This is a genomic window from Streptomyces sp. NPDC093111, from assembly GCF_040683955.1.
Taxonomy (GTDB): domain Bacteria; phylum Actinomycetota; class Actinomycetes; order Streptomycetales; family Streptomycetaceae; genus Streptomyces.
Genome location: NZ_JBFBNW010000008.1, coordinates 111692 through 135746 on the forward strand (window position 1 = coordinate 111692; position 24055 = coordinate 135746).

Here is a 24055-nt window from a genome sequence, read left to right on the forward strand (position 1 = left end):
GATCGTCCGCATCAGGCCACTCAAGGGGGATGGGGCAGGTGCTGGGAGCATTGCGCGAGGGCGCGCCGCGGCGGATCGGACCCTACGAGGTGCTGGCCCGGCTCGGCGCCGGCGGCATGGGCGAGGTCTATCTCGCCCGGCTCGACACCTCCGGGGAGTTCTTCGCCGTCAAGACCGTACGGCGCGACTTCGCGGGCGACCCCGCCTTCCGCGACCGCTTCCGCCGCGAGATCCGGATCGCGGGCCTGGTCCGCAGCGCGCACGCCGCCGCGCCCGTAGGCGGGGACGCCGACGCCGAGGTGCCCTGGCTGGCCACCGCGTACGTCGCGGGCCCCAGCCTCTCCCAGGCCGTCCGCCGCTCCGGCCCGCTGCCCGTCCCGGCCGTCCGGGCCCTCGGCGCGCGCATCGCCCGGGCCCTCGCCGACCTGCACGCGGCCGGGGTGCTGCACCGCGACCTCAAGCCGGGCAACGTCATGCTCGCCGTCGACGGCCCGCGCCTGATCGACTTCGGCATCGCCCGCGCGCACGGCGCCACCACCATGACCGCGACCGGGCTCATGGTCGGCACGCCCGCCTTCATGTCGCCCGAGCACGTCGCCGGCGCCCGCACGGTGACCGCCGCCTCGGACGTCTTCTGCCTCGGCTCGCTGCTCTGCTACGCGGCGACCGGCGAGGACCCCTTCGGCGACGGGCCCCTCGCCGCCGTCCTGTACCGGGTGTCGCAGGCCGAGGCCGACCTGGAGCGGCTGCCCGAGGAGCTGCGGGAGCTCGTCGCCGCCTGTCTGGCGGCGGACCCGGCGGCCCGGCCCACGCCGGAGGCCCTCGTCGGGCTCCTGGGCGGCGAGCGGCAGGCGCCGCCGTGGCCGGTGCCCGTGCGCGAGCACATCGGCGAGTACGGCACGGAGCTCGCCCAGCTCGTCGCCGCGGGCGGCCCGCTCCTGGAGGTCCCGGCGACCGGTCCCGTCGTCACCTCCGGGCCGCCCGGACTCCACTTCGCCCCCACCGTCGCACCCACCGGCCCGGCCGTCGCCCCGCCGGCCCCGAGGCGGCGCCGCAGGGGGCTGCTCGCGGCCGTGGTGGCCCTCGCGGTCCTGGGCGGCGGGCTCGGCGCGTATCTGCTGTGGCCCGAGCCGAAGGAGCCGCGGAAGCCGGTCACGGCCGGGCCGAAGGCGCCCGTCTCCGGGCCGCGCGTCCCCGGCGTCGACGACCAGGGGCTGGCCGACGCCTCCGGGGTCGTCCCGCAGAACGCCGCCCAGCGGCCCGCCGGCTGGAAGACGTGGCGGGCGAAGCTGACGGCGCCGGCGTTCGGCTGCTCGGGCAACGAGCGGGTGCTGGTGTGCCGGACGACGGACGGGACCTTCGAGGCGCTGGACCCGGCGGACGGCAAGCCGCTGTGGCAGGCGAAGCCGAACGACGAGAACGCCCCGCAGATGAGCTACATCAGCCCCACCGGCGGCGTCTTCATCGCCCAGGAGGCGGCCCGGCCCCTCGTCCACGACGGTGCCGTCGTGCTCGCGTACGGCGAGCGGGTCCAGGTCCGGGACGCGCGCACGGGCGCGGTGAGGTGGGAGAAGGACGCCTGGGCGCAGCAGGGCGAGGGCAGCCGTCCGGTCGTCGCCGACGGCATGGTCTTCGTCGCCGCGCTGACCGAGAAGGGGCAGGAGAACACGGACCACGTCAGCCTGCTCGCCTACTCCCTCGCCGACGGCCGCCGGCTGTGGACCAAGGCGCTCACCAACTCCGACATCCCCCGCTCCGACATCCGGGACTTCGAGCCCGTCGCCTACGCCAAGGGCCTCCTGTACGCGCTCAGCGACGGCGGTCTGATCGCGTACGACGGGAAGACCGGTGCGGTGCGCGGGCAGGTCGACGACGACGCGCGCACCTGCGAGGAGATCAAGGTGTTCGGGGCGTACGCGTACTGCGTCGACGTCTCCCACAGTGCCGGTACGCCGGTCGGCGCCCACCTGCTCGACGCGACGACCCTCGCCTCGCTGAAGTCCCTCCCGGCGCCCGAAGCGGGCCCGGACCCGGCGGTCGTCACCGAGCGGACGGCGGTCCGGCTCGACGGCGAGAAGGGCGGGCTGACGGTCTCCGACCCGCGCGACGGCAGGAAGCTCGCCGTCTACCCGGCGACCCCGGCGCCCGACGGGCTGTCCCAGGCCTGGTCGACGCCGCTGCTCGCGGGCGACCGGCTCGTGTACGCCGACCTCGCCTCGCTGTACACCGTGCGGCTCGGCAAGGACGGGAAGCCCCTCGGGCGGACGGTCACGGCGGTGTCGGGGGCGCCGGGCGCGCGCGTCAAGGACCCCGGGTACGACCCGGCCTGGGGCAACATCTACGCCAGGATGCTCCGCGCCCCCCAGGTGGTCCCCGTCGGCGGCATCGCCTACATCGTGTACGACAAGGGCGACGTCACCTCCGTCGCACTCCCCCGCTAGCCCCACCGGAAAGGCGCGTTCCCGTGCTGGAAGCACTCCCCGCCGGGCCCCCGCGGCTCATCGGCCCGTACCGCCTGCTGGCCCGGCTCGGCGCGGGCGGCATGGGCGAGGTCCATCTGGCCTGCCGGGCGGACGAGCCGACGGCCGATCCGTACCGGATGGTCGCCGTGAAGACCGTACGGGAGGACCTGGAGGTCGACGGGGACTTCCGGACCCGGTTCCGGCGCGAGATCACGGCGGCGCGGGCGGTGGACAGCCCGTACGCGGCGCGGCTGGTGGCCGCGGACGCCGACGCGCCGGCGCCGTGGCTGGCGACCGAGTACGTGCCGGGCCCCTCGCTCGCGGAGGCGGTCGTACGGTCCGGAGCGCTGCCGGTGGCGGCGGTGCGGGCGCTCGGGGCCACGCTGGCGCGGGCCTTGGACGCGGTGCACCGCGCGAAGGTGCTGCACCGGGACCTGAAGCCGGCGAACGTGCTGCTCGGCGCGGGCGGCCCGAAGCTGATCGACTTCGGCATCGCGCAGGCCTTCGAGGCGACGGCGCTGACCTCGACGGGTCTGGTGGTCGGCTCGCCCGGGTTCATGTCGCCGGAGCATCTGATCGGCAGCCGGGCGGTGGTGCCCGCGTCGGACGTGTTCTGCCTGGGCGCGGTGCTCGCGTTCGCGGCGAGCGGGCGGGGGCCCTTCCACGACGACGAGCTGGCGGCGGTGATCTACCGCATCAGCCGGGCCGAGGCCGAACTGGACGGCGTCCCTGCCGAGTTGCGGCCGGTCGTGGAACGGTGCCTGCGGCTCGATCCGGCGGAGCGGCCGTCGGCCGCGGAGCTGGTGGGGCTGCTGGGCGGCCCGGAGGTGCCGGAGGCGTTCCCGTGGCCGGGCGGGGTGCTGTCGCTGCTCGCCGCGTACGGGGAGGCCGCGCGGCGGGTCGGCGAGGAGGCCGCTTCGGGCGCGGGAGTGGCGGATCTGCCGACCCTCGGGCCGGTGGTGCCGTACTCGCCGACGGCGATCGGACACCGGCCCGCCGAGTCGGCCGGGCCCGCGCCCCGGCGGCGGCCCTGGGGGCGGGTCGCGGCGGTCGCGGTGGCGGTGGCCGTGGTGGGTGCGGCGGGGGTCGTGTTCCTCAACCGGGGCGGCGAGCCAGGCGGTTCGGGCGGCTCGGTCGGCCAGGGGCCGTCCGGGAGCGGCTCGCCGTCGGCTGGGACCTCCGGTCCCGCCGCCCCGCGCACGCTGAGCCAGGTCGTCCTGCCGTACGGCGGCGAGGGCCACGGCGGCGACTACGGGACGGTCGGCTCCCAGCGCTCCTCGCGTCCGGCGGGCTGGTCCCCGTGGGCGCGGCGGCTCGGCGTGGAGGCGGGGGCCTGCGCCCTCTCCCCCGAGGTGCTGGTCTGCTCGGGCCCGGGCGGCGCGGTGTCGGCGCTCTCCGCGGCCGACGGCACGGTGCTGTGGTCGAAGCCGGGGCGGGGCGCCGCGCCGCGCACGGCCCCGCAGTACCCGGCGGTCGTCGGCGACCTGGTGGCCGTCACCGGCGGCGACGGGGTCACCGCGTACGGCCTGAAGGACGGGGCGGAGCGGTGGAAGCGGGGGCTGCCGGAGGGCGGCTGGGCGGTGAAGGGCACCGATCTGCACGACGGGGTGCTCGTCACCTCGTACATCGGCACGGCCGACGAGAGCTCGGGCCTCGTGACCGCCGTGCGGCCGGGTGACGGCGGCACGGAGCTGTGGCGGCGGCGGCTCGACGTCCTGCCGGAGCGGCCCGTCGTGTCCGGCGGCTCGGTCTTCGTGCCCGGCAACGGGCGGGTGCTGGCCCTGGCCGCCCGGGACGGTAAGGAGACGGCGCGCGGCTCGGACGCGTACGGCTGCTACGCCGTCACCGTGCACCGGGACAGCGTGCTGTGCGAGGGCTCGGGGGACGGCGTGACGGTGCTCGACGCGCGGACCCTGGAGCGGGTGCGGACCCTCGGCGAGGGGGTGCGGACCGCGGGGGCGCCGGCGGTGAGCGCGCAGGGGGTCGTGGCGCTGGCCGACGGCAAGGACCTGTACACCTACGACCTGGGGACGGGCGCCGAGCGGTGGCGGAAGTCGGTGGAGGGCGAGCGGGTCTTCTTCTCGGGCGACCGGCTCCTCACCGTGAACGGCACCAACGTCCACTCGCTGCCCGCGGGGAAGGCGTCCGCGGACTCCGGCGCCAGGAGCGCCGCGTTCACCGAACCGCAGGCGGCGATCGCGGTCTCCAGCGGCTCGGCGAGCGTCCTGGCCGCCGGAGGGGCGGTGTTCGTGGCCCTCTCCGACGGCCTGGTCGTCTCCGGTTACGCCCCCTGATCCGGCCGGTCCGGCCCGCCCCGGCTCACGCCGTCGCCGACCGGTACTTGCGCACCGACAGCGTCCGGAAGACGACGACGATGAGGATCGAGTAGATCAGCGACGCCCACACCGGGTTCTGCATGGGCCAGGCGTCGGACGGGGAGAGGCCCGGATCGCCGAACAGTTTGCGGCAGGCCTGCACGGTGGCGCTGAACGGGTTCCACTCCGCGATGGGCTGGAGCCAGCCGGGCAGCTTGCTGGTGTCCACGAACGCGTTGGAGATGAAGGTCACCGGGAAGAGCCAGATCAGTCCGCCGGACGTCGCCGCCTCCGGGGTGCGCACGGACAGGCCGATCAGGGCCCCGATCCAGGTGAAGGCGTAGCCGAGCAGGAGCAGCAGGCCGAAACCGGCCATGACCTTCAGGAAGTTGGTCGGTGCCGCGTACCCGGGGCGCCAGCCGATGATCAGGGCGACGATCGCGAGGACGAGCAGGGTCAGCGCCGTCTGCACCAGGTCGGCGAGGGTGCGGCCGGTGAGCACCGCGCCCCGGGCCATGGGCAGGGAGCGGAAGCGGTCGATGAGGCCCTTGTGCATGTCGTCGGCGATGCCCGCGCCCGCGCCGGCCGTGGCGAAGGTGACCGTCTGGGCGAAGATGCCCGCCATCAGGAAGTTCTTGTAGACGTTCGGGTCGGTGGTGCTGCCGATCTGCATGGAGCCGCCGAAGACGTACGTGAAGAGGATCACGAACATCACGGGCTGGATCAGACCGAAGATGATCATCTCGGGGATGCGCATCATCCGGATCAGGTTGCGCTTGGTGACGACGAGCGAGTCGTGGATCGACTGGGAGACGCCGCCGCGCGCCTTGGCCGGGGCCGGGGTCTCGGTCAGGGTGGTCACGTGGCCGCCTCCGTCACCTTGTCGCGGTCGTCGCGGTCGCCCCGCGCGCCTCTGCCGCCCCCGCCCTGACCGCCACTCCCGCCGCTGCCGCCGTTCCCGCCGTTCTCGCCGTTCTCGTCTTCGGACCGCTCGGCCGTGTGGCCGGTGAGGGAGAGGAAGACGTCGTCGAGGGTGGGGCGGCGCAGGCCGATGTCGTCGATCTCGACGCCGACCGCGTCCAGGTCGCGGATGACCTCGGCGAGCAGCTTCGCGCCGCCGGCGACCGGGACGGTCAGCTTGCGGGTGTGGTCCTCCACGGATATCTCGCCGTGGCCGATGCCGGCCAGGCCGTAGCGCGCGAGGACCTCGCGGGCCGGCGGGATCATCTCGCGGGCGTGGACGACGACTTCGACGCGCTCGCCGCCGGTCTGGGCCTTGAGCTGGTCGGAGGTGCCGCGTGCGATGACCTTGCCGTGGTCGATGACGCAGATGTCGTGGGCCAGGTGGTCGGCCTCCTCCAGATACTGCGTGGTGAGGAGGAGGGTCGTACCGCCGGCGACGAGCTCCTGGATGACCTCCCACAGCCCTTGGCGGTTGCGCGGGTCGAGGCCCGTGGTGGGCTCGTCCATGAACATGACCGGCGGGGAGACGACGAGGGCGGCGGCCAGGTCGAGCCGGCGCCGCATGCCGCCGGAGTAGGTCTTCGCGGGGCGGTCGGCGGCGTCGGCCAGGTGGAACCGCTCCAGGAGCTCGCCGGCCCGGGCCTTGGCGGCCTTGCCGCTCAACTGGTAGAGCTGGCCGACCATCTGGAGGTTCTCCCGGCCCGTCAGATACTCGTCGACGGCGGCGAACTGGCCGGAGAGGCCGATGTTGCGGCGGACCTCGTTGGGATGCTTGAGCACGTCGATCCCGGCGACGAGGGCCGTGCCGCTGTCGGGCTGGAGCAGGGTGGTGAGCACGCGCACCGCGGTGGTCTTCCCCGCGCCGTTGGGGCCGAGGAGGCCCAGGACGGTGCCCTCGGGCACGTCCAGGTCCACCCCGTCGAGAGCTCGTACGTCACCGAAGGTCTTCACCAGACCCTCGGCGTGGATCGCGCCTGGCATGTGGGTTCTCCCAGCGAGTTTGGCGGGATTCGACTGTCGGCCATGACCGGACGGGATGCGGCTGTCGGTCTCGGCCGGACGGGATTCGGTTGTCGGTCATGGCCGGATTCGAGCTTTTCCGTCCAAGTCTAGAGACGCCGGGCGGGCAGCGCCCAGCGAATATGTGACCCGGGCCACACGCTAACGCGATACATCGCGATACACAAGCGCTGTGGACGCCCTGCCCGATCAGCCCCCGGTTCTGCCCGCCCGCACCTCGAAACGGCGGCCGCCCGCCGGGTACTCAGGAAGTCCACGCCGACGCCGAAGAGGAAGGGGGGCCCGTGCGGACCCCGAACGACGACAGGGCGGGCGGCGCCCGCCGGCCGGACCGGACGGAGGCCGACGGGACGCGGGCCGGCGGGACCGCGCGGGCCCGGGAGACCTCGCCGCCCGCACTGCCCGGCCTGCTCGGCACGGCGGGCAACGCGGCCGTCGTGCAGCTCCTCCGCCAGGCCGGCCACCCCTGGGCCCAGGAGCGGCACGAGCACGGCGCCGGCTGCGGACACCAGCAGCCCACGGTGCAGCGGTCCGCCGTGCACGAGGTGCTCCGGGCGCCGGGGCGCCCGCTGGACGAGGCCACCCGGACCGACATGGAGGCCCGGCTCGGCGCGGACTTCTCCGACGTACGGCTCCACACCGACTCCGCCGCCCGCGCCTCCGCCGCCGAGGTCGGCGCCCGCGCCTACACCAGCGGCAGCCACGTCGTCATCGGCGACGGCGGCACCGACCGGCACACCCTCGCCCACGAACTCACCCACGTCATCCAGCAGCGCCAGGGCCCGGTGGCCGGCACCGACAACGGGGCGGGCCTGAAGGTCTCCGACCCCTCGGACCGCTTCGAACGGGAAGCCGAGGCCAACGCGCGGCAGGCGCTCGGCCGCCCGGCACCCGCCGTGGGCGCGGGCGACGCCCCGGAGGCCGTGGCGCCGGACCGCCCCGCCGGAGCGGCGGTCGACGTCCAGCGCGCCATCGGCCTGGAGATCGAGACCGACCGGCCCGTGTCACGAGCGGACGGCAGCAACGTCAAGGGGTACGACGCCCAGGGCCAGGAGGTGGACGTGTCGGGCCCCATCCTCGTCACGCACCAGAACGGCGTGAAGATGGTGGGCGACAAGCGGAACGCCCCCGGCGGCCAGTACACGAACGCGGAATTCGTCACCCCGCCGATGAACGTCCTGCCGGGAGAGACCCGGCACGGCGACGCCGGCGAGATGATGGCCACCCTCAGGGACATGCACAGCAGGCTCTACGGCCCCGGGCCCGGCTCGACGGACGCGGAGAAGACCCTCACGAACCTCTACCCCGGACCGGAGTACACGCACGACGAGACCGGGCTGGTCGGGAACACGCTCCGGGCGGCTCCCGAACGCCCGCACCGCGAGACGCGGGGCGAACCGGGGGCCGGGGACGGCCTGTTCGCCCATCAGACCGTGGGCGTCCCCCTGCACGGCATGGCCGGCTTCTTCCACCACATGCTGACCCACCCGGAACCGGGCAACGCGGGCGGCACGAAGACCCGTATCTCGCCCAACTCGAAGGCGGAGATCCACCTCTCCAAGAGCCTCGACTTCGGTCGGCAGGTGGCCGACCTCTTCCTCGGCGGCGGGGACGGCATGGACGTGGACGGAGCCGTCCGGCCGACGACGGCCGCCGAGCAACTGCGGGGCTTCGCCGCCCTCTTCTACACCCAGCTGGCCGCCGTCGGCGACCTGGCCGAGCAGGAGCGCACCGACCAGAGACTGACCCTGGGCAAGAACAAGACCGCGGTCCTCTCCCGGGTCAACCTCAAGACCGTCGGCGGGTTCCTGCCGGAGCCGGCCAGGGCGTTCCTGGACGCGAACTACGCCCTCGTCATGGGTGTCTTCAGTGAGTGCTACGGACTCCCCGTCGACGAATGGGGCACGGGACCGGTGGCCGAGAAGGGCCGCAAGTACGCCCAGACCTCCCTGCGCAGGCGCGTCGGCACCGCCGACCAGGTCCACCAGACCGACGCGTTCGGCGCCATGACGGTGCTGAGCGACGCGAAGGCGAAGCAGGAGAAGGTGGGCGGCATCCCCATCGTCCCGCTGGAACTGCGCAGGTTCGGGCGCAAGAAGGTCAGCTTCGACGAGCTGGAGCAGGACGCCGGTCTGCTCAAGGACTGGTCCACGGAGGCGCTCACCGGCGCTCAGCAGGCCACGGACCACGCCGGACCGCTGCCCACCATCGAGGCCCCGGCGCCCGTCGCGCCGCCCGTCGCCCCGGCTCCCGTGGACTACGCCAGGGGGATAGCCCAGCTGTGCCAGGCCGGCCGTACGGCCCTCCAGCGGATGAACGAGCGCAGCCGCTCGACCCCGTATCCGGCCGGAGGGAGCAAGGGGAAGCTGCCCCTGGTCCTGAGCACCGTCCTCACGGAGTTGCAGAACGTCGCGAGCACCACGGCGAACCAGGCCCTCCATGAGCACGCGCTGGCCCTGAGCAGCGCGGCGACGGCCGTCGCCGAGGGGAGGACGATGCACATCGGACCGCGCCTGGACCAGGTCATCGAGACCGTGACCGGCCTCGGGAACGAAGCCGCGGCGAACAAGATCCGCAGCTACCGCCGCCTGGTGTAGCGACAGCCCCCGGGGGTGCCCCCGCACCCCCGGGGCCCCTCGGGCCACCCCAGGCACTCCCGTCCCGTCCCGCCCCGTCCCTCCCCGCCCCGCCTCACCCCAGCACCGTGTACCCCGCCTCCCGCAGCGCCACCTCCACCTCCGCGCAGTGCTCGGGGCCCTTCGTCTCCAGGTGCAGTTCGACCTCCACCTCCGTGAGCCCCAGGCGCGGATCGGTCCGTACGTGGCCCACGTCCAGGACGTTGGCGTCCACCACGGTCAGCACCGCGAGCAGCGTCGCCAGCGCGCCCGGCCGGTCCGTGACCCGTACCCGCAGGCTCAGGTAGCGGCCTCCGGCGACCATGCCGTGCCGCAGGACCCGCTGCATCAGGAGCGGGTCGACGTTGCCGCCGGACAGCACGGCCACCACCGGGCCCCGCCCGAACGCGCGCGGATCGGACAGCAGCGCCGCCACCGGGCTCGCGCCGGCCGGCTCCACCACCAGCTTCGCCCGCTCCAGGCAGAGCAGCAGCGCCGAGGCGAGCTCGTCCTCCGAGACGGTGCGGACCTCGTCCACGTACTCCCTGACGATCTCGAACGGCACGTCGCCGGGGCGCCCCACCCGGATCCCGTCCGCTATCGTCACCGGCGACTCGACCGCCACCGGATGCCCGGCGGCCAGCGAGGGCGGATAGGCCGCGGCGCCCTCCGCCTGCACGCCGATCACCCGCACGTCGGGCCGCAGCGACTTCACCGCGAGGCCGATCCCGGCCACCAGGCCACCGCCGCCGACGCCCACCAGGATCGTCCGGACCTCGGGGCACTGCTCCAGGATCTCCAGGCCGACCGTGCCCTGACCCGCGATGACGTCGAGGTGGTCGAAGGGGTGGATGAAGACCGCGCCGGTCTTCCGCGCGTACTCCTCGGCCGCCGCCAGCGTCTCGTCGACGACGTGCCCGTGCAGCCGCACGTCCGCCCCGTACTCGCGGGTCGCCGCCACCTTCGGCAGCGGGGCGCCGACCGGCATGAAGACCGTGGCGTGCACCCCGAGCAGCGAGGAGGCCAGCGCGACGCCCTGCGCGTGGTTGCCCGCCGACGCGGCCACCACGCCCGCCGCCCGCTGCTCCGGCCGCAGCCCCGCGATCCGCACGTACGCCCCGCGCAGCTTGAACGAACCGGTCCGCTGGAGGTTCTCGCACTTCAGGTGCACCGGCGCCCCGACCAGCGCCGACAGGTGCCGGCTGCCCTCCAGCGCGGTCATCCGGGCCACCCCGGCGAGCATCTTCTGCGCGCCGCGCACGTCGTCGAGGATCAGGCGTTGAAAGGGGTCTGGCGTACGGAAGCTCATGACATCAAGTTTCGCAGTTCAAGCGGTACGTGGCCGCCCGGAGAACCCGTGTCCCGCCCGGCCGGGAGGCTGTTCGCATCCGGATCGCGCAGTGCCGGTACGGACCCCGGCAGGTCCGCGTACTGTGTCCCCCACCAACCGACCACCGCACGAGAGAGCCCCCACAGCCATGCCCACATCTCAGGACATGACGACTGAGCTTGACCCCGGTCTCCTCGACGCCCTCCAGCACCAGGTGGCCGTCTTCGCGCGGCGGGCCGAACAGACCCGGCTCGGCGGTACCGGGCAGCTCCGCAACTCCATGGACCGCGCCGCGTACCTGCTGCTCAACCGGCTCGACCAGGAGGGACCCATGGGCGTCAAGGCGCTCGCCGCCGGCATGGGCATCGACTCCTCCACGGTCACCCGCCAGGTCGCCCCGCTCGTCGACACCGGCCTGGTCAAGCGCACCTCCCACCCCGAGGACGGACGCGCCGTCGTGCTCCAGCTCTCCCCGCGCGGACAGGCCCGCCTGGAGGAGGTCCGGGTCTCCCGCCGGCAGCTGATGGCCGAGGTCACCGACGGGTGGACGCCCGACGAACGCGACTCCTTCTGCACCCTGCTGACGCGCTTCAACTCGGCGCTCTCCGCACGCCAGTCGGGCCTGCCCGTCGTCCAGGAGGCCGCCGCCCCGGCGGAGTCCGCGCCGGAGTCTTGACCCCGGGCGCGCGCTGGCCTCATATGAGGAGGTGCGTGAGCGGAGAACCGGCCACAACGGCCACAGCGGCGAAGGCGCCTACCGCACCCGGGAGTTCCACGCGTTCGTCGCCGGGGCGGCGGGCCGGCTGCTGCACACCGCGACCCTGCTCACCACCGAACCCGCGCACCGCAACCCGCGCGCCCAGGCCCTGCTGACGGCCGCCCTCGCCCACACCTACGCCCAGTGGGACCGGCTGCGCGGCGAGGACCCGTACGACGTCACCCGCGCCGATCTCGCCACCCGCTTCGCCCGCACCGCCTGGCGGCACCACCGCGGCCTGGGCGGGGTGCTCTCCGCGCTCACCCCGCAGGAACGCCTGATCGTGGTGCTCAGGCTGTACGAGGGGGTGGCCGAGGAGCAGACCGCGGCGCTGCTCGGACTGCCCGAGGAGCGGGTGCGGGCCGTCTGCGCCCGCTCCGTGTCGGCCCTGCGGGCGGCGTCGTGAACCGGCACGAGCACAAGGAGGACGAGGTCCGCCGGATGCTGGAGGCCACGCACCCGCACGTGCCGGGCGACCTCGCCGCCCGGGCCACGGCCCGCGGCGTACGGCTGCTGCACCGGGGCCGGGCGATGCGCCACCTCTGGTGGACGCTGCTCGCCCTGGCGGTCTGCGCCTTCGTCGTCTGGGCCTCGATGGTCCGGCCCTGGGAGGTCCCGCCGGCCGGGACGACCCCGCCGCTGGAAGGCTGGTGACCCCGGACCGGACCGCGCCCTGGGGCACGGTCCGGTCGGGTGCGGCCCGGTGCTGCTCGGTGTCGCCCGACACCGCCCGCTGCTGCCCGGTGCCGCCCGGCGCCGTCGGCTGCTAGCCCAGCGCCTTGCGCAGGTCGGCGATCAGGTCGTCGACGTTCTCGATGCCGACGGAGAGGCGGATCAGGTCCGCCGGGACCTCCAGGGCCGAGCCCGCGACGCTCGCGTGGGTCATCCGGCCCGGGTGCTCGATCAGCGACTCGACGCCGCCGAGGGACTCGCCCAGGGTGAACAGCTCGGCACGGTTGCAGACCTCGACCGCCGCCTCCTCGCCGCCCTCGACGCGGAACGAGATCATGCCGCCGAAGTTGCGCATCTGCTTCGCCGCGATCTCGTGGCCCGGGTGCTCCGGCAGACCCGGGTAGAGGACCTGGGTGACCTTCGGGTGCTGGGTCAGCATCTCGACGACCTTGGCGGCGTTCTCGGCGTGCCGGTCCATCCGGACGGCGAGCGTCTTGATGCCGCGCAGCACGATCCACGAGTCGAACGGACCGGCCACCGCGCCCATCGCGTTCTGGTGGTACGCCAGCTCCTCGCCGAGCTCCGCGTCGGCCGTCACCAGGGCGCCGCCGACGACGTCGGAGTGGCCGCCCATGTACTTGGTGAGGGAGTGCACGACGACGTCCGCGCCGAGCGCCAGCGGCTGCTGGAGGTACGGCGAGGCGAAGGTGTTGTCGACGACCAGCTTCACGCCGGCCTGACGGGCGACGCCCGCGACGGCCTCGATGTCGGTGATGCCGAGCAGCGGGTTCGAGGGGGTCTCGACCCAGATCAGCTTCGTACGCTCGTTGATCGCGGCGCGCACCGACTCGACGTCGGAGGTGTTCGCGACGGAGAAGTCCACGCCCCAGCGCTGGACGACCTTCGCGAAGAGGCGGAAGGTGCCGCCGTACGCGTCGTTGGGGATGACCACGTGGTCGCCCGGGGCGAGGAGGGTGCGCAGCAGGCAGTCCTCGGCGGCGAGCCCGGAGGCGAAGGCGAGGCCGCGCCGGCCGCCCTCCAGCGCCGCCAGGTTCTCCTCCAGGGCGGTACGGGTCGGGTTGGCGCTGCGGCTGTACTCGTAGCCGCCGCGGAGCCCGCCCACACCGTCCTGCTTGTAGGTGGACACCTGGTAGATGGGCGGGACGACCGCGCCGGTCAGCGGGTCGGCGGTGTTGCCCGCGTGGATGGCGCGGGTCTCGAAGCTCTGGTGAGAGTGCTGGTCGCTCATGGTCAGGAGCGTAGTGCCGGAGGGCGCCCGCCGCCGCCGTATGTCTCACCGGGTGTCCTGGACAATGGACGCATGGAGATTCTGTGGTTCCTGATCGCGCTCGGGCTGCTCTTCGGCGTCCTGGGCCCCTATGTGCTGCGCCGGCGAGGCGGCGGCATCCGGCAGGTGGCGCCCGGCGCCCCCGACGCGGCGGACCCGGAGGCGTACGGCTTCCTCCGGCAGGAACAGCAGGACGTACGACTGCCCGGCGCCGACCGCGACCTCCTCGACGTGCTCGACGTCGTGCAGGCGACGCAGGACTGGCGGGCCGCCTCGCAGCTCCTGAAGGGCACCGCGAAGGAGGGCGAGACGCGCTGGCAGCGGGTCCAGGCCTTCGCGGGCGCCGCCTCCCTGGAACTGGCCGAGCGGCCCGGCGTCGGCGGGGCGTGGCTGCGGTCCTGGCGGGCCGAGGCGCCCAAGGACCCGGGCTGCGCGCAGGTGTACGCGGAGTTCCTGGTGCAGCAGGCGTGGCGGTCCTCGGCGGCCGGCACCGACGACTTCCGGATCATCCTGGAGGAGGCGCGGGCCGCGTGCGGTCAGGCGGCGCTGCTCGCGCCGGGCGACCCCGTGCCGTACATCTCGGAGCTGGCGGTCGCGCGGGGGCTCGGCGACACCCACGAGCAGTTCGACCAGGTGTGGGCGAAGGTCATCGACCGGGCGCCGCAGCACATGGGGGCGCATCTGGCGGCGCTGCACTACTGGTGCGAGAAGTGGCACGGCTCGCGCGAGGAGGCCGACCACTTCGCGACCACGGCGGCGGCCCGCGCCCCGCACGGCTCGCTGCTGGCCGCGCTGCCCCTGTTCGCGGTCTTCGAGCACCAGCCGGACCTCGTGATCGTGCAGGACTACTACCGCACGGCGGTGGTGTCGAAGGCCATGGAGGGCGCCCTGTACGCGGTGCACTCGGCCCGCGCCGACGACCCGATGCTGGCGCACGTCCGCCACCTCCTCGTGCACTTCCTGGTGCGCGCGGAGCGCTGGGAGGAGGCGATGCGCCTGCTGGTCCGCGTGGACGGCTACGTGGGCGCGCTGCCGTGGACGCTGAGCGGGGACCCGGCGCTGGAGTACACGGTGTACCGGAACCTGGCGGTGGCCGGCTACGAGTCGAACGGCGGGAGCCCGGCGACGCTGGCGCACTAGGGGCACGGGGTACGCCCCTTCCCCACGGTGCTTCCGGGGCCTCCGGCGGGAATCCGCCGGAGGCCCCCGGCGTTGTCCACAGAGCCCCCGTCGAGGAGAGATGCCGCATGTTCCTGTCCCGCACCCCCGTCCTCCCCACCGCCGACCAGGCCCTGCGCGGCCGCCCCGAGCCCGAGTTCGCGGTCCCGGAGCGCCACACCGTCCTCGGCACCCCGCTCCTCGGCCCGTACCCGGAGGGCCTGGAGGTCGCGGACTTCGGCCTGGGCTGCTTCTGGGGGGCCGAGCGCAAGTTCTGGCAGACCGAGGGCGTCTGGACGACCCTCGTCGGTTACCAGGGCGGCCCGACGCCGAACCCGGTGTACGAGGAGGTCTGCTCGGGCCTCACCGGCCACACCGAGGTCGTCCGGGTGGTCTTCGACCCGTCGAAGGTCACCTACGAGCAGCTCCTGAAGCTGTTCTGGGAGTCGCACAACCCGACCCAGGGCTTCCGCCAGGGCAACGACGTCGGCACCCAGTACCGCTCGGCCGTCTACACCCACTCCCCCGAGCAGGCAACGACCGCCGAAGCCTCCCGCGCGGCCTACCAGCAGGTCCTGACCGGCTCCGGCTACGGCACGATCAGCACAGAACTCCTCCCGGCCGAAGGCCGCCCCTTCTACCCGGCCGAGGGCTACCACCAGCAGTACCTGGACAAGAACCCGGCCGGCTACTGCGGGATCGGCGGCACGGGCGTGTCGTGCCCGATCGGGGTGGCGTCGGCGGAGTAGTCCCGGCGGCCGTCCTCGGTCGAGCGTCCGGCCTCGCGGGTACGGCCCGGAGGCCGGCGCCGAGGCGTGCTCGGCGCCCCTGCCGCTCGCCCTACCGGCCCTCGTCGATCACGGCGCCGGTCAGGGCGTTCACGGAGCCGTTGACGGGCTGGTTCCCCGGCACCTCGATGCGCCAGGCCGGGATCCAGGTCCCGTTGTCCCGCATCGCCAGCAGCACGGCGGTGGCGGCCGGCCGGAGTAGCTCCGCTCCGTCCCCCTTGCCTCCGTCCCGTTCGTTCGCGGTCAGGAGGGCCTCGACCGCGTCCTTCTTCCGCACCCGCGGGGAGGACAGGCGGGGGTCCGGAATGTTCGTCATGACGATCTGGGTGACGAGGCCGCCCCGGTCGACCTGGACGTCGAGCCGCATGGGCATGAGGACGCCGTTCGCGTCGTACCGACGCCAGCTCGTCATCCAGCCGAGCTCGGCGGCCTCGTCGACCTTCGTGGTCCTCGGCCGCGCGTCCCGCACTCCCCAGGCGGCATGGCGAGCGGCGTACGCGCGGGCGACCTCCTGGGCCTGCCGCTCGTCGACGGGGGACGCCGTGGCACCGGGCAGCGGATACCCGCTGGGCCGGCCCGTGCTCGTCATGTCGAGGTACGCCTGGAAGGTGTCGCGGCCGGGCCAGCGGAGCTCGGCGGACCCGCCCCCGGAGAACTGCGCCATGACCGTGCCCGTACCGTCCGGCCCGGACGCGAAGTCGACACCGCTGACCTTGTAGTACCCGTCGAAGGACGCGTCGACGACCGCCCGGATCGCGGCCTCCTGTGCCGCGTCCGCCCGCCCGATCCCGAGCGTACGGTCCACGACCTGCGGCTCGATCGCGACACCCCAGACGAGGGCGAGCGCGGCGACCGTGGACATGGCCGCGTACGTGCTCCGGGCCCGCCAAGGGTGGAGGAGACCGGCCCGCGGCCTCTCGAAGGCGGTGACGGCCCAGCCCGCGAGGGCGCCGGTGACCACTCCCAGGGAGTTCATCACCAGGTCACTGGAATCGCAGCCCCGTCCGAGGAAGGTCAGCGAACCCTGCAGGGTCTCGATCGAGAAGGTGAGCAGGACCCCGAAGGCGACGCTGCCGAGAACCTTCCGGGTCGCCAGGACGCCCAGCAGCCCGACCGGAAGGAAGAGCCCCGCGTTGAGCAGCCCCTGGTCCGTCGTGAACGGCTCGACGAGGTCGCGGTTGACCACGCACATCCGCGGCTGGTGAACAGGCGATCCGGTCGACCAGAGCGTCAGGCTCACCACGGCGGTCACCGACGCCGCGAACAACCCCTTCAATGCGCGCCGCTCGGCCCCGGGCGGTGCTGACCTGTGCACGACGAAGCCGACCGTGACCGACAGCAAGGTCGCCAGGGCGATGAACATCCCGTGCCCGTTGAAGACGGCGTACAGCACCTGACCACTCTCTTTGCGGTGAACGTGAGCCCGGAACGTGTCCGGTGGCTCACGCGCGGCGCGTGAGCCACCGAAAGCAGGAAATCAGCAGGGATCAGCCGCCGGCGTCTGGTAGGTCGCCCCACCGCTCGTGTTCAGCAGGCCGTTCGTCGGGTAGCACCCGCCCGAAAGGCCGCTCCACTGCGCGTCGTACGTGTTGACGGCCGTCATCGACTGCCAGCCGCCCCAGCGGTTCACGCCCTGCCGCAGATATCCGAGGCGGGCGGTCACGGCAGAGCCGCCGGACTTGTAATACTGCAGCCCGACGTACGAGCCGGTACTCGTCTCGTTGATCATGAGAACGCCATTGCTCAAGGTCGTGCACTTGTCCCCGGGAGTGACGTCGCCGGAGCCGGGACAGTTGAGCGCCTGCGCTCCTGTCCCGCCCGCTGTGGCGAGAGCGGCGCCGCCCAGGACGGGAATCAGCGCCAGTGCGGCGACTGCAGCGATGCTCGATGCCTTGATCCGCATGTCGACCTTCCGTAGGCAGATGGGTCTTCTGGCCGGTCGGGGGTGGCAGTCGGATCTTGTGGTCGAGCAAAGCCACGAGCAAAGACCGCAGATCTAGTCCGTCAGATCGTGAGTGATATCAAGCCGTTGGGCGAAGGCCCGGAACAACGACGCTTCGGCGCGGGCGCGGCGGCTCCCGGAGACACCTCACTCCGACGCCGCCGCCCGCAGCAGCGCCGCCGTGTCGGCCGTCGCGTAGCCCTCGGGTACGCCGTCGATCAGCAGGACGTCGCCGGTCATGTGGCGGGCGCGCAGCGGGATCAGGGCCTGGTAGGCCGTGGAGTCGTACCAGCCGCGGGCGTTCTCGTACGTCGGGAAGCCGATGATCACGAGGGCGCCGGGCCAGGTGCCCTCGCGGACCTCGCGCTCGGGGGCGCCGTGGACGAGGAAGTGTCCGCCGAAGGGGTCCAGGGTGTCCTGGATGCGCTCCATGTAGACGAAGACCTCCTCGTCGAGGACGGGCTTCGGGTGCAGGTTTCCTATCGCGTACGCGGTCATGGGGACAGCGTGCCGGGGCATGGCGTACGGGGTCGATTACCCCGGACGTCATGCCCGGGCCCGTGTGGCGCGGGTCAGATCGTCGACGCGTCGATCACGAAGCGGTAGCGCACGTCGGAGGCGATGACCCGCTCGTACGCCTCGTTGATCTGCTCGGCGGGTATCACCTCGATCTCCGAGCCCAGGCCGTGCTCGGCGCAGAAGTCGAGCATCTCCTGGGTCTCGGCGATGCTGCCGATCATCGAGCCGGCCAGCGTCTTGCGGCCGCCGATGAGGGAGAACAGGCTGACCTTGACCGGCTCCTCGGGGGCGCCGACGTTGACCAGCGCGCCGTCGGTCTTGACCAGGCGCAGGTAGGCGTCGAAGTCGAGGGGTGCGGAGACGGTGGAGATGACCAGGTCGAAGGTGCCGGCCAGCTTCGTGAAGGTCTCCGGGTCGCTGGTGGCGTAGAAGTGGTCGGCGCCCAGCTTCCGGCCGTCCTCCTGCTTCTTCAGGGACTGGCTGAGCACCGTCACCTCGGCGCCGAGCGCGTGGGCGATCTTGACGCCCATGTGGCCGAGGCCGCCGAGGCCGACGATGGCGACCTTCTTGCCGGGGCCGGCCTGCCAGTGGGCGAGCGGCGAGTAGAGGGTGATGCCGGCGCACAGCAGCGGCGCGGCGGCGTCGAGCGCGATGCCCTCGGGGATGCGCAGGGTGTAGTTCTCGTCGACGACGATGTGGCTGGAGTAGCCGCCGTAGGTGGGCTCGCCGTCCTTGTCGAGGGCGTTGTACGTGCCGGTGCCGCCGGTCACGCAGTACTGCTCCAGGCCGCGCTCGCAGTACTCGCAGGTGCGGCAGGAGTCGACGAAGCAGCCGACGCCGACGCGGTCGCCGACCTGGTGCCGGGTGACTCCGGGGCCGACCTCGGTGACGATTCCGGCGATCTCGTGGCCCGGCACCATGGGGAAGATGCCCTCGCCCCAGCCGTTGCGGGCCTGGTGGATGTCGGAGTGGCAGATGCCGGCGTACTTGATCTCGATGAGGACGTCGTGCTCGCCGACGGCCCGGCGCGGCACGGTGGTGCGCTCCAGCGGGGCGTTGGCGGCGGGCGCTGCGTATGCGGAAACGTTCGTGGTCATGGCGGTAAGCCTGCCCGAGTCGAACGACCGCGCCCAGACCACTGTTCTGCCTACGTCCAACGTGCCTACCACTGGCAGGGTCAGGCACACCGGCGCCTTCGCGGGCCGGAGCGGGAATACTGGGGACGTATGGACCTCAGTTCCGAACTCAGCGAATTCCTCCGCTCCCGCCGTGCCCGGCTGAAGCCGCAGGACGTGGGGCTGCCCGAGTTCGGGCGGCACCGGCGGGTGCCGGGGCTGCGGCGGGAGGAGCTGGCGCAGCTGGCCGGGGTGTCGGTGGCGTACTACACCCGCCTTGAGCAGGGCAACGGGCGCAACGTGTCCATGGAGGTGCTCGATTCGATCGCGCGGGCGCTGCGGCTCAGCGACACCGAGCGGGCGCATCTCACGCATCTGGCGAAGCCGACGGTGAAGAAGCGGCAGAAGGCCGCCGCCCGCCCGCAGAAGGTGCGGCCGGGTCTCACGCAGCTGCTCGACTCGATGGACGGCGTCCCGGCCTTCGTGCTGGGGCGGCGGGGCGACATCCTGGCCTGGAACCGGATGGCGCGGGCCCTGATGGGCGACTTCGCCGCCTGGGAACCGCGCGAGCGGAACATGGCCCGGCTGGTCTTCCTCGACCCGAACGCGCGCGATCTGTACGTCGACTGGGAGTGCAAGGCCGTCGAGGTGGTGAGCGTGCTCCGGCTGTACGCGGGGCTGCACCCGGACGACCAGGAGCTGCTCGCGCTGGTCGGCGAACTGTCGGTCAGGAGCGAGGAGTTCCGCTCGCTGTGGGCGGCGCACACGGTGACCGACAAGGGGCACGGGACGAAGCGGGTGCGGCATCCGCTGGTGGGCGAGATGACCCTGGCGTACGAGTCGCTGAAGGTCTCGGGCGACGACCCGGACCTGATGCTGGTCACGTACCACGCGGAGCCGGGGACGCCCTCGGCGGACGCGCTGCGGCTGCTGGCGCAGTGGGGCGTGGACGAGCACGCCGACGTACGGAAGTGAGGGAGGGAGGGAGGCGGGCCGCCCCCCCTGCCCCCCTCGTGACGACGCGGCCCCCTCCTCGGGTCCGAGGAGGGGGCCGCGTCGCTCGCTGTGTGCGGGTCAGACGGCGGAGCCGGCCTTCCACGCCGACCAGCTCATGTTCCAGCCGTTGAGGCCGTTGTCGGGAGCGATCGTCTTGTCCTTGGAGTTCTTGACGATGACGACGTCGCCGACGATCGACCGGTCGTAGAACCAGGCGGCCTGCTGGTTGGGGTCGCCGGCGCCCTTGGTGTCGGCGAGGCCCACGCAGCCGTGGCTGGTGTTCACGGAGCCGAAGATGGAGCGGGAGCCCCAGTAGTTGCCGTGGATGAAGGTGCCCGAGGTGGACAGGCGCATGGCGTGCGGCACGTCCTTGATGTCGTACTCGCCCTTGCCGTCGGAGTCGGTGAAGCCGACGGTGGCGCCGTTCATCCGGGTCTCCTTGAACTTCTCGGAGATCACCATCTCACCGTTGTAGGTGGTGTTCTCCGGGGAGCCGGCGGAGATCGGGATCGTCTTGATCGTCTGGCCGTCCTGCTTGACGGTCATCGTCTTGGTGGACACGTCGACCGTGGAGACCTGGTTGCGCCCGATCTTGAACGTGATCGTCTTCTGCTGGACGCCGAAGACGCCCTTCGCGCCCTCGACGCCGTCGAGGTCCAGCTTCAGGGTGACGGTCGAGTTCTCGGTCCAGTACTTCTCGGGGCGGAAGTCGAGCCGCTGCGAGTTGAACCAGTGGCCGACGATCTCCTGGCCGGTGCTGGAGGAGACGCTGATGCCGCCCTGGACGGCCTTCTTGTCGGTGATCCCCTTGTTGAAGTTGATCGAGACCGGCATGCCGACGCCGACGACGGAGCCGTCCTCCGGCGTGAAGTTGCCGATGAAGCTGTTGGCCTGCGAGACCGTGGTGAACGAGGAGTTCTCGTGCGCCTCGAGGCCGGCGGTGTCCTGGGCGGTCGCCGCGATCTTGTAGACCGTGGCGCGCTTGAGCGGCCCGGTCGGCTTCCAGCTGAGGCCGTCGGCGGATATCTGGCCCTCGACCTTGGCGCCCTCGGCGGACGTCATGGAGACGTCCGTCAGCTTGCCCTCGGCGACGGTGACCTTGGCGTCGTTGTTGATCGACGCGTTCTGGGCACCGTTCTTCGGCGAGATGGTGATCTGCGCCTTGGAGGTCTTCTGCGCGGCTGCCTCGTCGACCTGGGCCTGCGCGTTCTGTGAGGCGTCGGCTGCGCTGCCGCCCTTGTCGCCGTCGTTGCACGCCGTGAGCACCAGCACGCCGCCGAGCACCGCCGCCGCCGCGGCCAGGCTCTTACGACGCTTGCCGTCCGTCATCACACGCATCTCCATTGTCGCCGCCTACCCTGACTTCCTACTGAAACACCCATCAGCGCCCCCGCGGTTCCGCAAGCGGGGCTTTGTGGGCAACACCACTGTCCGACACGCAGGGGCGGAGCATCCGGTTCCCGTACCGGTACCGGTACGGGCACAGGGCCCCGGGACGCCACCGTCCCGAGGCCCTGCGGAGCGTGGCGCGGAGGTCAGCCGCGGTGTCCCGCGTCCTGGACCACGTCCTCGTCCCTGTCCTCGGCCTCGTCCTCGGCCTCGGCCTCGTCGGTGGCTTCCTCTCCCAGCCCCCCATCTTCGTCGTCGAGGTCCCACTCCATGGCATCGGGGTCGTATTCGATCTCCTCGCTGCTCCAGGACGCCTGCACCATCTCGACGCCGGGGACGGTGCCGACCAGGTCGTAGGGCTCGACGAGGTAGGCGAGGGCCTCGGCGCTGTCGTCCGCGACGGCGGCCCGGGCGTGCACCCGCTCCTCCTCCGGCATGAACTCGTCGCCGTCGATCCGGCCGACGGCGGCCCGGGTGAGCGTGGCGGGTGCGTCGACCTCCAGGACCAGGTCGACCCGAAGCCGTACATAGCGTGATGTCTCGGAAGTGCTCATGGCCGGAGCGTAGAACGCCGGAGGGCCTCGGCTTTCGCACGACCCGGTGTGTTCATTAGCATCTCCTCACCTGCCAATTCGCGGTTTCCGCAAGGGGGATCACCACACCGTGTCCGTCGCACGACGCCCGCTGCTCACCGCCACCGCCGCGGGGACACTTCTCTGCGCCCTGTGGTTCGTCCCGTCGGCGAACGCCACGGACGAGCGGCTTCCGGGGAGCATCTCCAGCTCGTCCTCCTCCGACGTCTCCGACGGCTCCGGCGGGGACCAGGACCCGAGACTCGCGGAGACCGGCAGCTTCGACACCACGCCGTACCTGCTCGGCGGGACGGCCTTCCTGGGCGTCGGGGCGGGCTTCGTGACCTTGGCGATGCGCCGGGGCGGCCGGGCCTCCTGACGGCGCGCGCGTACGCGCGGAAGGGCCGCCCCGGGAAGTCCGGGGCGGCCCTTCCGCCTTCTGCCTGCGTGCCTGCTGCCGTCGCTTACTGGAGCGGGCCGGTGACGGGCTCGACGGCGGCGACGAGGGCGCCGGCCCGTACGAAGGCGTCGGCGGCGGCCAGGTCGGGGGCGAGGAAGCGGTCCGGGCCGGGACCGGCGACACCGGCGGCGCGGAGCGCCTCGATGGCGGCGGCGGAGGCGGGGGCCGGGGTCAGGCCGTGGCGGAGCTCGATGCCGCGGGTGGCGGCGTACATCTCGACGGCGATGATCCGGTTGAGGTTGCCGATCGCGGTGCGCAGCTTGCGGGCGGCGGACCAGCCCATGGAGACGTGGTCCTCCTGCATGGCCGAGGACGGGATGGAGTCGGCGGAGGCCGGGACGGCGAGCCGCTTCATCTCGCTGACCAGGGCGGCCTGCGTGTACTGGGCGATCATCAGGCCGGAGTCGACGCCGGCGTCGTCGGCGAGGAAGGCCGGCAGGCCGTGCGAGCGGTTCTTGTCGAGGAGCCGGTCGGTGCGGCGCTCGGCGATGGAGCCGAGGTCGGCGGCGGCGATCGCGAGGAAGTCGAGGACGTACGCGACGGGGGCGCCGTGGAAGTTGCCGTTGGAGCGGACCTCGCCGTTGCCCAGGACCACCGGGTTGTCGACGGCGGCGGCGAGCTCGCGCTCGGCGACCAGGCGGGCGTGCGCCATGGTGTCGCGGCCGGCGCCGGCGACCTGCGGGGCGCAGCGCACCGAGTAGGCGTCCTGGACGCGGGGGGCCTCGCCGCTCTGGAAGTGGCCGGTGAGCTCGGAGCCCTTGAGCACGGCGAGCATGTTGGCGGCGGAGGCGGCCTGGCCCGGGTGCGGGCGGATGGCGTGCAGCTCGGGCTCCAGCACCTTCTCGGTGCCGAGGAGGGCCTCCAGGGAGAGGGCCGCGGTGATGTCGGCCGACTTGTAGAGGGTGTCGAGGTCGGCGAGGGCCATGATCAGCATGCCGAGCATGCCGTCGGTGCCGTTGAGGAGGGCGAGGCCCTCCTTCTCCTTGAGCTCGACGGGCGCGATGCCGGCGGCGGCGAGCAGCTCGCCGGCCGGCTTGACGACACCGTCGGGGCCCTCGGCGTCACCCTCGCCCATGAGGGCCAGGGCGCAGTGCGAGAGCGGCGCGAGGTCGCCGGAGCAGCCGAGGGAGCCGTACTCGTGCACGACGGGGGTGATGCCGGCGTTGAGCACGTCGGCCATGGTCTGCGCGACCTCGGGGCGGACGCCGGTGTGGCCGGAGGCGACGGTCTTGAGCCGCAGGAACATCAGCGCGCGCACGACCTCGCGCTCGACGTGCGGCCCCATGCCGGCGGCGTGCGAGCGCACGATGTTGCGCTGCAGCTGGGCGCGCAGCTCGTGCCCGATGTGCCGGGTGGCGAGGGCGCCGAACCCGGTGGAGACGCCGTAGACCGGCTCCGGCTTCGCGGCGAGCGCGTCCACGGTGGCCCGCGCGGCGGCGAGCGCCTGGACGGCCTCGGACGACAGCTCGACGCGCGCGCCGTGGCGGGCGACGTCGATGACGTCCTGCGGGGTGGTGCCGGACGTCCCAAGGACGACAGTCTGCATATCCATATTCAGCACCCTACGGATTGAAGAGCGACCTGTCACTAGGGGAAGGGTCACCGGTCCTGGGGCCGCCAGACCCTTACAGAGGAGACGATCACCAGCCGACTTCCCGGCGGGGTTCCCACGGGACTCCCAGTCTGCCGCGCGA

Annotated in this window: 21 protein-coding genes; 10 read left to right on the forward strand and 11 right to left on the reverse strand. The window is 72.8% G+C overall.

Features of this window, described 5'->3' with window-relative positions:
- Positions 1-29 precede the first annotated feature (29 nt).
- Both AB0Q96_RS15615 and AB0Q96_RS15620 read left to right on the forward strand, forming a co-directional pair.
- Complete coding sequence (locus tag AB0Q96_RS15615; protein ID WP_365325623.1) at positions 30-2441, forward strand: PQQ-binding-like beta-propeller repeat protein; 2412 nt, start codon at positions 30-32, stop codon at positions 2439-2441.
- Positions 2442-2464: 23 nt separating this feature from the next.
- Entirely contained in the window at positions 2465-4756 is a 2292-nt protein-coding gene (locus AB0Q96_RS15620) for a protein kinase (RefSeq protein ID WP_365325625.1), read from the forward strand.
- Positions 4757-4781: 25 nt separating this feature from the next.
- Here AB0Q96_RS15620 and AB0Q96_RS15625 read toward each other — a convergent pair whose 3' ends face one another.
- Both AB0Q96_RS15625 and AB0Q96_RS15630 read right to left on the reverse strand, forming a co-directional pair.
- Complete coding sequence (locus tag AB0Q96_RS15625) at positions 4782-5630, reverse strand: ABC transporter permease (protein ID WP_365326045.1); 849 nt, start codon at positions 5628-5630, stop codon at positions 4782-4784.
- A gap of 5 nt (positions 5631-5635) precedes the next feature.
- Positions 5636-6721, reverse strand: coding sequence for an ATP-binding cassette domain-containing protein (locus AB0Q96_RS15630; protein WP_365325627.1), 1086 nt, complete (start codon positions 6719-6721; stop codon positions 5636-5638).
- A 437-nt stretch (positions 6722-7158) separates the two neighbouring features.
- On the opposite strand from AB0Q96_RS15630, the gene AB0Q96_RS15635 reads away from it, so the two are divergent.
- A complete protein-coding gene (locus tag AB0Q96_RS15635) occupies positions 7159-9357 on the forward strand; it encodes a DUF4157 domain-containing protein (RefSeq protein ID WP_365326047.1) in 2199 nt (732 codons plus the stop codon).
- Positions 9358-9451: 94 nt separating this feature from the next.
- On the opposite strand, the gene ilvA is transcribed toward AB0Q96_RS15635, so the two are convergent.
- On the reverse strand, positions 9452-10684 hold the full coding sequence (ilvA, locus tag AB0Q96_RS15640; RefSeq protein WP_365325629.1) for a threonine ammonia-lyase: 1233 nt from the start codon (positions 10682-10684) through the stop codon (positions 9452-9454).
- Between the two features lie 169 nt (positions 10685-10853).
- Between ilvA and AB0Q96_RS15645 the strand changes: the two genes are divergently transcribed.
- The 3 genes from AB0Q96_RS15645 to AB0Q96_RS15655 are packed head-to-tail and all read left to right on the forward strand — an operon-like array spanning position 10854 to position 12116.
- Positions 10854-11381: a MarR family transcriptional regulator gene (locus tag AB0Q96_RS15645; RefSeq protein WP_365325631.1), complete on the forward strand. Its 528-nt coding sequence runs from the start codon at positions 10854-10856 to the stop codon at positions 11379-11381.
- A 31-nt stretch (positions 11382-11412) separates the two neighbouring features.
- On the forward strand, positions 11413-11868 hold the full coding sequence (locus AB0Q96_RS15650; RefSeq protein WP_365325634.1) for a sigma factor-like helix-turn-helix DNA-binding protein: 456 nt from the start codon (positions 11413-11415) through the stop codon (positions 11866-11868).
- The gene (locus tag AB0Q96_RS15655; protein ID WP_365325636.1) at positions 11865-12116 is read left to right on the forward strand and encodes a hypothetical protein; all 252 of its coding nucleotides are present in this window, start codon (positions 11865-11867) and stop codon (positions 12114-12116) included. The genes AB0Q96_RS15650 and AB0Q96_RS15655 overlap by 4 nt, the downstream gene beginning before the upstream one ends.
- A gap of 112 nt (positions 12117-12228) precedes the next feature.
- Here AB0Q96_RS15655 and AB0Q96_RS15660 read toward each other — a convergent pair whose 3' ends face one another.
- The gene (locus tag AB0Q96_RS15660; protein WP_365325638.1) at positions 12229-13383 is read right to left on the reverse strand and encodes a cystathionine gamma-synthase; all 1155 of its coding nucleotides are present in this window, start codon (positions 13381-13383) and stop codon (positions 12229-12231) included.
- Positions 13384-13455: 72 nt separating this feature from the next.
- On the opposite strand from AB0Q96_RS15660, the gene AB0Q96_RS15665 reads away from it, so the two are divergent.
- Positions 13456-14562, forward strand: coding sequence for a hypothetical protein (locus AB0Q96_RS15665; RefSeq protein ID WP_365325640.1), 1107 nt, complete (start codon positions 13456-13458; stop codon positions 14560-14562).
- Between the two features lie 107 nt (positions 14563-14669).
- Entirely contained in the window at positions 14670-15329 is a 660-nt protein-coding gene (gene msrA, locus AB0Q96_RS15670; RefSeq protein WP_365325642.1) for a peptide-methionine (S)-S-oxide reductase MsrA, read from the forward strand.
- Between the two features lie 91 nt (positions 15330-15420).
- On the opposite strand, the gene AB0Q96_RS15675 is transcribed toward msrA, so the two are convergent.
- From AB0Q96_RS15675 to AB0Q96_RS15690, 4 genes are all read right to left on the reverse strand, one after another.
- Positions 15421-16761: a VanZ family protein gene (locus AB0Q96_RS15675; RefSeq protein WP_365325644.1), complete on the reverse strand. Its 1341-nt coding sequence runs from the start codon at positions 16759-16761 to the stop codon at positions 15421-15423.
- Between the two features lie 84 nt (positions 16762-16845).
- Positions 16846-17271: a hypothetical protein gene (locus AB0Q96_RS15680; RefSeq protein WP_365325645.1), complete on the reverse strand. Its 426-nt coding sequence runs from the start codon at positions 17269-17271 to the stop codon at positions 16846-16848.
- A gap of 186 nt (positions 17272-17457) precedes the next feature.
- Entirely contained in the window at positions 17458-17808 is a 351-nt protein-coding gene (locus AB0Q96_RS15685; protein ID WP_365325647.1) for a DUF1330 domain-containing protein, read from the reverse strand.
- A gap of 74 nt (positions 17809-17882) precedes the next feature.
- Positions 17883-18926, reverse strand: coding sequence for an NAD(P)-dependent alcohol dehydrogenase (locus AB0Q96_RS15690; RefSeq protein WP_365325649.1), 1044 nt, complete (start codon positions 18924-18926; stop codon positions 17883-17885).
- Positions 18927-19055: 129 nt separating this feature from the next.
- On the opposite strand from AB0Q96_RS15690, the gene AB0Q96_RS15695 reads away from it, so the two are divergent.
- Positions 19056-19919: a helix-turn-helix transcriptional regulator gene (locus tag AB0Q96_RS15695; protein ID WP_365325651.1), complete on the forward strand. Its 864-nt coding sequence runs from the start codon at positions 19056-19058 to the stop codon at positions 19917-19919.
- A gap of 99 nt (positions 19920-20018) precedes the next feature.
- Here AB0Q96_RS15695 and AB0Q96_RS15700 read toward each other — a convergent pair whose 3' ends face one another.
- Positions 20019-21284 carry an Ig-like domain-containing protein gene (locus tag AB0Q96_RS15700; protein ID WP_365325653.1) on the reverse strand — a complete coding sequence of 422 codons (1266 nt, stop codon included), beginning with the start codon at positions 21282-21284 and terminating at the stop codon, positions 20019-20021.
- Positions 21285-21475: 191 nt separating this feature from the next.
- Positions 21476-21883: a hypothetical protein gene (locus AB0Q96_RS15705; RefSeq protein WP_365325655.1), complete on the reverse strand. Its 408-nt coding sequence runs from the start codon at positions 21881-21883 to the stop codon at positions 21476-21478.
- 109 nt (positions 21884-21992) lie between these two features.
- Between AB0Q96_RS15705 and AB0Q96_RS15710 the strand changes: the two genes are divergently transcribed.
- Complete coding sequence (locus AB0Q96_RS15710; RefSeq protein ID WP_365325657.1) at positions 21993-22280, forward strand: hypothetical protein; 288 nt, start codon at positions 21993-21995, stop codon at positions 22278-22280.
- Between the two features lie 85 nt (positions 22281-22365).
- Here AB0Q96_RS15710 and hutH read toward each other — a convergent pair whose 3' ends face one another.
- Positions 22366-23907 (reverse strand): histidine ammonia-lyase, encoded by a 1542-nt coding sequence (gene hutH, locus AB0Q96_RS15715; RefSeq protein ID WP_365326049.1) that lies wholly within the window; start codon positions 23905-23907, stop codon positions 22366-22368.
- Positions 23908-24055 lie beyond the last annotated feature (148 nt).